The organism is Oceanobacillus caeni (genome assembly GCF_042678465.1).
GTDB lineage: Bacteria > Bacillota > Bacilli > Bacillales > Amphibacillaceae > Oceanobacillus > Oceanobacillus caeni.
The window spans coordinates 75,569-88,147 of the sequence record NZ_JBHTKV010000010.1 but is presented as its reverse complement, the minus strand read 5'-3'; the positions used below and the strand labels follow the sequence as shown (position 1 = coordinate 88,147).

Genomic DNA, 12,579 nt, shown 5'->3' with positions numbered 1-12,579 from the left:
AAAAACAACATAGATAACGAGAGAGTAAGGTGTATTCATGAAAAAACAACCTATTTCAAAGCTTCAAAGCTTATTTAGACAAGGTTTAATAACTGAGGAGTTAGTGAGCGAATTAAGATTAGATGAACGAAAAGGTGTTCAAAATTTAATAAAGGGTTATGAAAAACAGAAACGTAAGGAAATGGAATTAGAAGTAAAGTATAATGAAATGTGTCAAATAGAAAATAGAGCTCGATCACTTGGAAAACAATATATAGCGGGTGTTGATGAAGCTGGAAGAGGCCCATTGGCGGGTCCGGTCGTTGCTGCGGCTGTTATACTACCATTGGATTTTAAATTACTTGGCCTAAACGATTCCAAACAACTTAATGAAGTAACTAGGGAAAAATACTATAAAATAATAATTGAAAAAGCGATAAGTTATGGTGTTGGGATCGTGGATAATAGAAAAATTGATGAAATTAATATTTTTGAAGCTACCAAATTAGCGATGACGGAAGCTATAAAAAATCTTCATGTTTCTCCTGATCATGTATTAATCGATGCAGTAAATTTGAAAAATCTCACGTATACGTATGAATCAATCATAAAAGGGGATGCAAAAAGTGTATCTATTGCTGCAGCAAGTATTATAGCAAAAGTAACGCGTGATCGAATTATGAAAGAAATACATAGAGAATATCCCGAGTATGACTTTGCATCAAATATGGGGTATGGTACTAAAATTCATATGGAAAAATTAAAGGAATTCGGCGCAACTCCATTTCATCGTTATACATTTGGACCAGTGCGGAATGCGCTCAATGTGAAGGAGGGAGTTACAGCTGAATATAAATAAAGTATTAGGAAAACCTTTTTCACAGTCTTCGTTTAATAACCCGGAATTAAATCAAGGCCAGATAGTAAGAGGGAAAGTTGCCAAATTGTTTCCGAACAATATGGCCCAAATTCAATTAAAGAATCAAACTGTTATAGCGAAACTTGAAATACCATTAGCGATTGGGGACCATTATCATTTTCAAGTTCATCTCTCTAATCAAGTGCTTTACTTAAAGGTAATTGGTAAAAAGTTAAAAAATCAATCTAAATTAGATATCCCCGCTTTATTGAAAAGTTTAGGTGTAAAAAATTCAGAAGCTAACCGATTATTTTTACAAAAATTGATGGTAGGCGGAGTCCCGTTTGAAAAGACACAATTGATGCAAGCACTAAAATTACTAGATACATATAAGAATAATGAACAAGTGCAAGATGTATTAAAAGAATTAATTCAACGTAGATTGCCTTTAACGGATTCCATATTTAAAGCGATCTATTCTAAGAATACAGAGAGTCAATCCAAGCTTATTAGTAATTTAATAAATGAACTTCAAAAACAAGAAAACTTTACCGATACTTATACCATGTTACGAAATTTTATCAAACCAGGTCCAATGCAAAGTAACAACTATTTTGAAGCCGAACCTAAAGAGCTTTTCCTTCGTCATCTTCATCAGTTTTTAGCAAATAGTGGATTAGACTATGAATATACGATAAGGAATCAAGGCGACATTACACAACCATCTATTAAGAGTTATTTATTACAAATGTTATCAGTGGACGGGGAGCATCAAATCCATGCTGAAAAGCTTCTTCATTATTTGAATGGAATGCAATTAAACACCATACATGAAACAGACAATTTCATCCAAGTTAATTTTAATTTGCCTGGTGAAGTATTAGGCTTGAATGAAGATTTAAATTTAGAACTAAAAAGTAAAAAGTCTGAAAAGGGAACGATTGATCCAAATTACTGTAGAATCTATTTTTATTTAGAACTAGAATATCTACAAGAAACCATAATCGATATGCATATACAGCAAAGAAATGTAACTATTACGGTGTATAATAATGTAGAAGGTCTAAAACAGGAAACTATCCCTTTACAAAAACGATTAAAATCTGGATTAGAAAAGTTAAATTATCATTTAACGAATGTTTTATTTAAACCAATACCATTTGAATCTAATATTTCAAGTACTGCTCTTAATAAAGATTATAATATTTCCAATTTTACAGGAGTTGATTTTCGAATATGACGAATAAAAAAGCAGTATCCTTAAAATATAATCGAATAGAGCATTCGGCTCCTGTAGTTACCGCAGCTGGAAAGGGGGCAATAGCGGATGAAATTCTTGAAATTGCAACTAATAATCAAATTCCAGTAGTAGAAGACATCGCATTAGTAGAATTACTTTCAAAACTTAATATAAATGAGACAATTCCAGAAGAATTGTATGAAGCAGTGGCAGAGGTTTTTGCGTTTATATACAATACTGAACAAAGTATTAAACAAAATAAATGACAATTTTGTGATAACTTAAGATTGTTTTTCTTGTTTAAATTATAATTTTTATATACAATGAAATAGCAGTAATTATATTAGGAGGATGAACAATGAACATTCACGAGTACCAAGGTAAACAAGTTTTACGTGAATTCGGTGTAAAAGTTCCCAATGGACACGTAGCTTATACAGTGGATGAAGCTGTAGAAGCAGCAGAAAAATTGGGCAGTGCTGTAACCGTTGTCAAGGCACAAATTCATGCTGGAGGCCGCGGAAAAGCTGGTGGAGTTAAAGTAGCTAAAAATTTGGATGAAGTTCGTACATATGCAAATGAAATTTTAGGAAAGACATTAGTTACTCACCAAACTGGACCAGAAGGAAAAGAGGTTAAGCGCCTTCTTATTGAGGAAGGATGCGATATCAAAAAAGAATACTATGTTGGTGTTGTTTTAGACCGTGCTACTTCTCGTGTCGTTATGATGGCGTCTGAAGAGGGTGGAACGGAAATTGAAGAAGTTGCTGCAGAAACCCCTGAAAAGATTTTTAAAGAGGTAATCGACCCAGTTGTTGGACTAGCACCTTATCAAGCTCGTAGACTAGCATTTAACATAAATATTCCAGATGAACTAGTTGGGAAAGCTGTTAAATTCATGACGGGTTTGTATGATGCATTTATAGCAAAAGATTGCTCCGTTGCGGAAATTAACCCATTAGTTACAACTGGTGATGGCGAGGTACTTGCATTAGATGCTAAATTAAACTTTGATGATAATGCTTTATATCGTCAGCCTGAAATTATGGAATTACGTGACTTAGAGGAAGAAGATGAAAAGGAAATCGAAGCTTCTAAATATGATTTAAGTTATGTAGCTTTAGATGGAAATATCGGTTGTATGGTAAATGGTGCTGGACTTGCTATGTCAACGATGGATATTATTAAATATTTTGGCGGCGAACCGGCAAACTTCCTTGATGTTGGGGGCGGGGCAACTGCTGAAAAAGTAACAGAAGCATTTAAGATAATTTTATCTGATCCTAATGTTAAAGGTATTTTTGTAAATATCTTTGGTGGAATTATGAAATGTGACGTTATTGCTGAAGGTGTTGTAGAAGCAACAAAACAAGTAGGTTTAGAGATTCCTTTAGTAGTTCGTTTAGAAGGTACAAATGTTGATTTAGGGCAGAAAATATTAAATGAATCCGGTTTGAATATTACTTCAGCAGATTCCATGGCTGATGGTGCGCAAAAAATTGTAGCAATGGTGAAATAAATTTGATAGAAAGGACGTACAAAAATGGGCGTATATTTAAATAAAGACACGAAAGTAATTGTCCAAGGAATTACTGGTGGTACTGCTAGATTCCATACAAAACAAATGCTTGAATACGGTACGAAAATTGTTGGTGGTGTAACCCCTAAAAAAGGTGGTTCAGAGGTAGATGGTGTACCAGTTTTTAATACATTACAAGAAGCGGTTGATAAAACTGGAGCAACAGTATCTGTTGTTTATGTACCAGCACCATTTGCTGCAGACGCAATTATGGAAGCGGTTGATGCAGAATTAGATTTAGTAATCTGTATTACAGAGCATATTCCAGTATTGGATATGGTAAAAGTCAAGCGTTATATGGAAGGTAAGAAGACTAGATTAATTGGACCAAACTGTCCAGGTGTAATTACTTCTGACGAATGTAAAGTTGGAATAATGCCAGGATATATCCATACAAAAGGACATATTGGTGTAGTTTCACGTTCTGGAACATTAACATATGAAGCAGTGCATCAATTATCTCAAGCTGGTTATGGGCAAACCTCTGCGGTTGGAATTGGTGGAGACCCTGTAAACGGTACAAACTTCATCGACGTGCTAAAAGCGTTTAATGAAGATCCAGAAACAGAAGCGGTTGTTATGATTGGTGAAATTGGCGGTACTGCAGAGGAAGAAGCTGCAGAGTGGGTTAAGGCAAATATGACAAAACCTGTAGTCGGCTTCATTGGCGGTGCAACAGCTCCTCCAGGGAAACGCATGGGACATGCTGGAGCGATTATTTCTGGAGGTAAAGGTACCGCAGAAGAAAAAATCCGTGTTATGAACGAATGTGGAATTGCTGTAGCCGATACACCTGCTGTAATTGGTGAAACAATGATTAAAGTCCTAAAGGAAAAAGGCCTAGATCAAAAATGTAAAACACACTAGAAAAGCGAAAGTAGCCGTTTAGCGACGTACGGACTGGACTGAGCCGTAGGAGATAAAGGAAACACGGCGGACGTAGTGAGTCGATGTTGACTTATCGTACGGAGGTGAAGGAAGTCACGCTAGTCGCTGGCTACTTAGGCTATACAAGAAAAGCGGTATTAATATAATAGAACCTAAAAGAATATTCTTTTAGGTTCTATTAACTATTAAAAAAATTACATACAGGACGTGATGAATTGAATAATGTTCGACTCCGATTGATTCATATCTCCAGATGTCGCGGCATAACAAGAAGAATAATCCGCAGACTTCTTCATATCGATTCCACGTTAAGTGGCGTCTACCAATTAACCCCTCATGATATATCAAAACAACTTCGAATCCCTCTTAAAAATGCGACATTATTTTACCATGATCTTCATCAAAATATAGTAAGAAAACAGTTAATAGAAGATTTAAGATTATATAACATTATTACGATAGTTGACGAAATTTATCCTGCTATGTTAAATACAATAAAAGATGCACCGCTCGTTTTATATGCTAAAGGAGATTTATCCTTACTACAATATAATCAAAAGTTGAGTGTGATAGGTACTAGAAATCCATCTAATAAGGCTATGCTCAAATTAGAACATATCGTCAAGCCATTGGTTAAGGATAATTGGTTAATTGTTAGTGGTTTAGCAAAAGGCATAGATAGTTTAGCTCATCAAACTGCTTTAGTTAATCATGGTAAAACAATTGCGGTATTAGGAAGTGGATTTCATCATATATATCCAAAACAGAATACAAACCTATTCCATCAAATTGCCAAATACGGATTAGTTTTAACTGAGTATCCACCAAATATTCCACCTGCTAAGTACCACTTTCCAGAACGAAATCGGATTATAAGTGGACTTAGTTTTGGGACTTTAGTAATTGAGGCAATGGAAAGAAGTGGAACCTTAATTACTGTAGACCAAGCTCTAGATCAAGGAAGAGAAGTGTATGCTGTACCAGGGTCTCCAACCGTTCCCCAGACAAAGGGTTGTAATCAAATGATTCAAGACGGTGCTAAGTTAGTTCAATCCCCTGATGATATTCAAGAGGATTGGGACTATTTATCTCACCTAAACGGGAAGTAAGACTCCCAACCTGTAAAGGTACGATAGGCGCGACTAACCTTCAGCGGGGATGAAGTACCCCCATCAATGGAAGTCTTCTTTATCAAAAAATTATGATTAAAAAAGAAAAAACAGTAACAGTTTGTTTGACAAATTCATTATAACTATTTAGTATTAGTGAGGATTTAAAATTATTTTGTAAGGTAATATAATTCCCTTGAAGTATATAAAATAAGATTACTAAGTAAAAGTATATTTCACATACTTCTATAAGGCTCCATAAAGAGAAAAATTCAAAGATATTGCCAACCTCATCTTAGGAGGATCATAGATGAAAGATTATCTTGTTATTGTAGAGTCACCTGCAAAAGCGAAAACAATTGAACGCTATTTAGGAAAAAAATATGAAGTTAAAGCTTCTATGGGCCATGTCCGCGATTTGCCAAAAAGTCAAATGGGTGTAGACGTAGAAGAAAATTTTAAACCAAAATATATTACAATACGTGGTAAAGGTGATGTGTTAAAAGATTTACGAAAGTCAGCAAAAAAGGCTAAAAAAATATATTTAGCAGCCGACCCGGATAGAGAGGGAGAAGCAATTGCTTGGCATTTAGCACATATCTTAAATGTAGATGAAAACTCAGATTGTCGAGTCGTATTTAATGAAATTACAAAAGATGCTATTAAAGAATCATTCAAACATCCACGTTCGATTGATATTGATCTAGTCAATGCGCAACAGGCTCGACGTATTTTAGACCGATTAGTTGGTTATAATATCAGCCCAATACTTTGGAAAAAAGTAAAGAAAGGGTTAAGCGCAGGCCGTGTACAATCAGTAGCAATGAAACTAATCGTAGATCGTGAGAAAGAAATTGAAACATTCGAGCCTGAAGAATATTGGTCGATTGAGGCTGAATTTTTAAAAAATGAGACAGTGTTTGAAGGCCAATTTTATGGTGAAAATGGTAAGAAACAGGAATTAAAAACGGAAGCCGATGTAAAAGAAATTATAAACAAATTAGATAAGAAATTTACAATTGAAAAGGTTACAAAACGAGAGAGAAAGCGCAATCCAGCTCAACCTTTTATTACTTCATCCCTACAACAGGAAGCAGCGAGAAAGTTGAATTTCAGGGCAAAGAAAACAATGATGATAGCCCAACAATTATATGAAGGGATAGATTTAGGTAAGAAATCTGGAGGAATCACTGGTTTAATTACGTATATGCGTACTGATTCTACTAGAATTTCGGATACTGCAAAGTCGGAAGCCTATGATTATATAATAGAGAAGTTTGGGAAGGAATATCATGGAGGAAATAAACCTAAAAAAAATAATGAAGGTGCACAAGATGCCCATGAAGCTATTCGTCCGACTTCAGTAAATAGAGATCCAAAATCATTAAAAGAAATACTATCAAGAGATCAATACAGATTATATAAGTTGATTTGGGAACGCTTTTTAGCAAGTCAAATGGCTCCTGCTATCATGGATACAATGACGGTTCATTTATTCAATAATAAAATAGAGTTCCGTGCAACAGGTTCAAAAGTTAAATTTAAAGGTTTTATGAAAGTATATGTTGAAGGAACAGACGATAATAAAAAAGTAGAAGAGAAATTTCTACCAGATTTATCGGAAGGCATGGTTGTGGATTCGAAGGAAATCATACCAAATCAGCACTTTACTCAGCCCCCTCCACGTTATACAGAGGCGAGATTGGTGAGAACAATGGAAGAGCTCGGTATTGGTAGACCTTCCACATATGCACCAACACTAGATACCATACAACGTCGTGGATATGTTACGTTAGATAATAAACGATTTATCCCGACAGAACTTGGTACAATCGTTAATGAATTAATGGAAGAATTTTTTCCCGAAATAATCGATGTTGATTTTACAGTAAAAATGGAAGGTGACCTAGATTCCATCGAGGAAGGAAAACGTAACTGGGTTTCTACTATTGATGAATTTTATAAAGATTTTAGTAAGAGATTAGAAAAAGCCGAAAAAGAAATGGAAAAAATAGAGATAAAAGATGAACCAGCTGGAATAGATTGCGAAGAATGTGGTCACCCAATGGTATATAAGATGGGGAGATATGGAAAATTCTTAGCATGTTCGAATTTCCCGGATTGTAGGAATACAAAACCAATATTGAAAGAAATTGGTGTTAAGTGTCCGAAATGCGAGGAAGGAAATATAGTAGAACGAAAATCTAAAAAACGAAGAACTTTTTATGGGTGCGATCGTTTTCCTGAATGTGATTTTGTATCTTGGGATAAACCAATACAGAGACCGTGTCCAAAATGTGAATCACTATTAGTGGAAAAGAAAAATAAAAAGGAAACACAAGTACAATGTACAAATTGTGATTATAAAGAAGAAGTTCAGAGTTAGTATTCAGGCTGTTCACTACAAGTGAATGGCCTTTAACATTGTAATAAATTAAATTCCTAAAAAAGGAATAATTTTTTACGTTTTTGGCTATAAAGGATATTAATTCACATAATTTTCATTTTCCTCATCTTTCTAAAAAGATTGAATTGTATTTTATTGACTATGTGAAAAAGAATGCTATAATTATCAATTGTTGATTGCATAAATAAACAAATTGCATGACAAATCAAATAATTGTGTTATAATCAATTTGTGTTAAACCATTCAGAATTTTACTTCAATTCAGTTAAATTGGTTGCAATCAAAAAGTACTTATGATATGCTTTTAAAGCCAAATGGGGTGAATGGAATGCCGGAACAGAATTTTGTGAAATACTCCAAAGCTTTTATGGAATATTTACAAATTGAGAAGAATGTTTCCCCCTACACTATTATGTTTTACCAAAAAGACATTGAAATTTTTTTTGCCTTTTTAAAAAGAGAATCCATACATGAATTGGAACAGGTCGACTCAACTGTCATTCGACTATTTCTTACCCAACTTTATGAAGAACAACTAAGTAGGAAATCAGTTTCTAGGAAAATTTCTTCATTAAGAAGTTTTTTTAAATTCCTAGAAAGAGAAGGGTTAAACACGGGTAATCCATTTTCACTCATTACATTACCAAAAGATAAGAAAGCTGTTCCTACCTTTTTATATAAGGAAGAAATGGAAAAATTATTTGAGGTAAGTGATTTAACAACACCGCTGGGCCAACGCAACCAGGCATTAATCGAAATATTATACGGAACAGGTATCCGTGTAAGTGAGTGTCAAGGGATTTCATTGAAAGACATTGATTTTTCTATTGGAACCATCTTTATTAGAGGAAAGGGAAATAAAGAACGTTACGTTCCATTTGGAAGATTTGCAGAAATTGCCCTTGAAACATACTTGAACGAAGGTAGGAAGATTTTGCAAGAAAAGTCGAAAAATGAATTTGATGCTCTATTTTTAAATGCAAAAGGAACTCCTTTAACTGCAAGAGGAATAAGAGTTATATTAAATAAAATGGTCGATGATGCTGCATTGACAGTTCATGTTCATCCTCATAAACTCAGACACACATTCGCAACACATATGTTGAATGAAGGTGCAGATTTACGAATTGTTCAGGAACTTTTAGGACATGAGAGTTTATCGTCTACACAGATATATACTCATGTCACAAAAGATTACTTGCGAGATGTTTATATGAAAAGTCATCCGCGAGCAAAAGATTAAAAGAGGTGAGATGAGTGACTATTGAAATGCACGCAACAACAATTTTTGCAATTAAGCATAATGGTCAATGCGCCATGAGTGGAGATGGCCAAGTGACATTAGGTAATGCGGTTGTGATGAAACATAAAGCTAAAAAGGTAAGAAGATTATTTAATGGGCAAGTCTTAGCAGGATTTGCAGGTTCTGTAGCTGATGCCTTTACGTTATTTGAAAAGTTTGAAGAGAAATTACAAACATATAATGGAAATTTAACACGTGCTGCGGTAGAACTAGCTAAGGAGTGGCGTAGCGACAAGGTATTAAGAAAATTGGAAGCAATGCTTATTGTCATGAATAAGGACCAAATGTATTTAGTATCTGGTACTGGTGAAGTTATTGAACCAGATGACGGGATTCTTGCAATTGGTTCAGGTGGTAATTATGCCCTTAGTGCTGGAAGAGCTTTAATTAAGTATTCTGAAGGGTTAACAGCAAGAGAAATTGCTCAAGCAGCACTTGAAATTGCTGGAGAAATCTGTGTATTTACGAATGATCAAATCACTTTAGAAGTACTTGAATAGAAGGGGGCCATCTAAAGTATGAGTATCCGTTATACTCCTAGAGAAATAGTGGACCAATTAGATAAGTATATTGTAGGACAAAAAAATGCTAAGAAATCTGTAGCAGTCGCCTTAAGGAATCGTTTTAGACGAATGCAATTAGAAGATTCGATAAAAGATGAGATTGTGCCAAAAAATATTTTGATGATGGGTCCTACCGGGGTTGGTAAAACAGAAATTGCAAGAAGACTTGCTAAACTTGTCGGTGCACCTTTTGTTAAAGTAGAAGCGACTAAATTCACCGAGGTTGGGTATGTTGGAAGAGATGTTGAATCTATGATTCGGGATTTAGTAGAAATGTCTATTAGAATGGTAAAAGAAGAAAAAATGAATGAAGTTAAAGATCAAGCCGAAAGAGAGGCTAATCGCAAACTTGTTAAATTACTTTTACCACAAGCTAAAAAACAAAATACAATAAAAAATCCTCTTGAAGTGTTTTTTTCAACACAATCATCGGAAGAAGAAAGTGATAATAGCGAGAAAGATGAAGAGTTCAATCATAAAAGAACACAAATAGAACAGAAACTAGCGCTCGGTGAATTAGAGGATCATATAGTAACGGTGGAAATCGATGAAATGCCGCCTTCCATGTTTGATATGCTTCAAGGTTCGGGGATGGAGCATATGGGAATGAACATGCAAGATATGTTTGGGCAATTTATGCCTACCAGGAAAAAGAAACGAAAACTCCCTGTGTCTGAAGCAAGAAAAGTATTAACTAATCAAGAAGCACAAAAATTGGTTGATATGGAAGAAGCAGCACAAGAGGCAATTGAACTAGCAGAGCAGTCCGGAATTGTTTTTATCGATGAAATTGATAAAGTTGTTGGTAAGGACAATAGTTCAGCAAATGTTTCAAGAGAAGGGGTTCAACGCGACATTCTACCAATTGTCGAAGGGTCTACTGTCATCACAAAGCATGGCGCGGTAAAGACTGATCATATTCTTTTTATAGCTGCAGGTGCTTTTCATATGGCAAAGCCATCCGATTTAATACCAGAGTTACAAGGAAGATTTCCGATAAGAGTAGAATTAGAGAAATTGTCTGTTGAAGATTTTAGACGTATCCTTACCGAACCATCCAATGCATTAATCAAGCAATATCAATCTTTATTGAAAACGGAAGGTATAAATGTAATATTTACTGACGATGCTATTATTAGACTGGCAGAAATTGCATTTCAAGTAAACCAAGAAACCGATAATATTGGAGCAAGAAGACTTCATACAATCTTGGAAAAATTACTAGAAGATTTATCTTTTGAAGCACCAGATATAACGATGGAAGAAATTAAGATTACACCTAGCTATGTTGATGAAAAACTTAAATCAATAGCTGAAAATAGAGATCTTAGTCAATTTATATTATAGTTTAAAGAATGAAATGGAGGATTTACAACATGAAACTATTAGATCGAGCAAGAAAAATCAATGCAATGTTACAAAAAGCAACTGGAAAATCTGTTAATTTTAATGACATGTCCGCATCTTTAAGAGATGTAATTGGTGGGAATGTTTATATCCTAAGTAGACGTGGTAAATTACTTGGATATGCAGTAAACCAAGAAATGTCTAATGACCGAATGAAAAATATGTTAGAAGAAAGAAGATTTCCTGAAGAATACACTCAAGGACTTTTCAGTATTCATGAAACAACAGCAAACTTAGATGTGAATAGTCAATTTTCTGTATTCCCTGAAGAAAATAAGGAATTATTTAAAGATGCTTTGACAACAATCGTTCCTATCATTGGTGGTGGAGATCGTTTAGGCACATTAATTCTAGGTAGAGTAGATGAGAGCTTTAACGATGATGATTTATTGCTAGCTGAATATGGAGCAACAGTTGTAGGTATGGAAATTCTTCATGAAAAGACTGAAGAAATTGAAATGGAAGCAAGGAGTAAAGCTGTTGTACAAATGGCTATTAGCTCATTATCCTATAGTGAGTTAGAAGCAATTGATCATATTTTTGAAGAATTAAATGGTATGGAAGGACTTTTAGTTGCAAGTAAAATTGCTGACAGAGTAGGTATTACTAGATCAGTAATAGTTAATGCGCTAAGAAAATTAGAAAGTGCTGGTGTCATTGAGTCACGTTCATTAGGAATGAAAGGTACTTATATTAAAGTATTAAATGATAAATTCTTAGTTGAGCTCGATAAATTACGTTCAAGATAAAAGCTAGGTTTCCAACCTGGCTTTTTTTCGTCAGGAAATTAGAAAATTTGTATGGCTATGGATAACTTAGATACAGAAATAGCCACGTCCGGCTCCAGCGCCCAGCGACTAGCGAGACTTCCTTCACCTCCGTACGATAAGTCAACATCGACTCACTCCGTTCGTCGTGTTTCCTTTATCTCCTACGGCTCAGTCCAGTCCGTACGTCGCTAAACGGGCGCTTGCGCCTTTGTTTTTGAAATTTTCCAATACCCTTCTGTTTATAATCTCCAAGGAATTTAAAATGATACCCCAATTTAAAATCTCTGTGTTGTTATTGTTGTTATTATTATTCACATAAAAGTCACATTTCTGTTCATGCAATTTTCGACATTTTATGTATCGTTTTTTAATTAAATAAGTTAAAATGATATAGGTAATAAGTATTAGTGAAAAATTATTACTTTACATCAGGTGTTTTAAAAGTTTATCACATCTAAACGGGCTGTAAGACCCA

11 protein-coding genes are annotated in these 12,579 nt (G+C 34.6%); all 11 read left to right on the top strand.

Annotated features, from left to right (window positions below; translation table 11 throughout):
- The first annotated feature begins 37 nt into the window (after positions 1–37).
- A complete protein-coding gene (locus ACFQ18_RS09390; protein ID WP_047186032.1) occupies positions 38–838 on the top strand; it encodes a ribonuclease HII in 801 nt (266 codons plus the stop codon).
- An 85-nt stretch (positions 839–923) separates the two neighbouring features.
- Positions 924–2,078 (top strand): hypothetical protein, encoded by a 1,155-nt coding sequence (locus ACFQ18_RS09385; RefSeq protein ID WP_128723432.1) that lies wholly within the window; start codon positions 924–926, stop codon positions 2,076–2,078.
- On the top strand, positions 2,075–2,344 hold the full coding sequence (locus ACFQ18_RS09380; protein ID WP_047186034.1) for an EscU/YscU/HrcU family type III secretion system export apparatus switch protein: 270 nt from the start codon (positions 2,075–2,077) through the stop codon (positions 2,342–2,344). The genes ACFQ18_RS09385 and ACFQ18_RS09380 overlap by 4 nt, the downstream gene beginning before the upstream one ends.
- Positions 2,345–2,436: 92 nt before the next feature.
- Entirely contained in the window at positions 2,437–3,597 is a 1,161-nt protein-coding gene (sucC, locus tag ACFQ18_RS09375) for an ADP-forming succinate--CoA ligase subunit beta (RefSeq protein ID WP_047186035.1), read from the top strand.
- A gap of 24 nt (positions 3,598–3,621) precedes the next feature.
- Complete coding sequence (sucD, locus tag ACFQ18_RS09370) at positions 3,622–4,524, top strand: succinate--CoA ligase subunit alpha (RefSeq protein ID WP_047186036.1); 903 nt, start codon at positions 3,622–3,624, stop codon at positions 4,522–4,524.
- A 236-nt stretch (positions 4,525–4,760) separates the two neighbouring features.
- Positions 4,761–5,654 carry a DNA-processing protein DprA gene (dprA, locus tag ACFQ18_RS09365; RefSeq protein ID WP_047186037.1) on the top strand — a complete coding sequence of 298 codons (894 nt, stop codon included), beginning with the start codon at positions 4,761–4,763 and terminating at the stop codon, positions 5,652–5,654.
- Between the two features lie 310 nt (positions 5,655–5,964).
- The gene (gene topA, locus ACFQ18_RS09360; protein WP_047186038.1) at positions 5,965–8,040 is read left to right on the top strand and encodes a type I DNA topoisomerase; all 2,076 of its coding nucleotides are present in this window, start codon (positions 5,965–5,967) and stop codon (positions 8,038–8,040) included.
- A 349-nt stretch (positions 8,041–8,389) separates the two neighbouring features.
- Complete coding sequence (gene xerC / locus ACFQ18_RS09355; protein WP_145542843.1) at positions 8,390–9,304, top strand: tyrosine recombinase XerC; 915 nt, start codon at positions 8,390–8,392, stop codon at positions 9,302–9,304.
- Between the two features lie 14 nt (positions 9,305–9,318).
- A complete protein-coding gene (gene hslV, locus ACFQ18_RS09350) occupies positions 9,319–9,864 on the top strand; it encodes an ATP-dependent protease subunit HslV (protein ID WP_047186040.1) in 546 nt (181 codons plus the stop codon).
- Positions 9,865–9,882: 18 nt separating this feature from the next.
- Entirely contained in the window at positions 9,883–11,274 is a 1,392-nt protein-coding gene (hslU, locus tag ACFQ18_RS09345; protein WP_204798248.1) for an HslU--HslV peptidase ATPase subunit, read from the top strand.
- 29 nt (positions 11,275–11,303) lie between these two features.
- Positions 11,304–12,083 carry a GTP-sensing pleiotropic transcriptional regulator CodY gene (gene codY, locus ACFQ18_RS09340; RefSeq protein WP_060667973.1) on the top strand — a complete coding sequence of 260 codons (780 nt, stop codon included), beginning with the start codon at positions 11,304–11,306 and terminating at the stop codon, positions 12,081–12,083.
- Positions 12,084–12,579 lie beyond the last annotated feature (496 nt).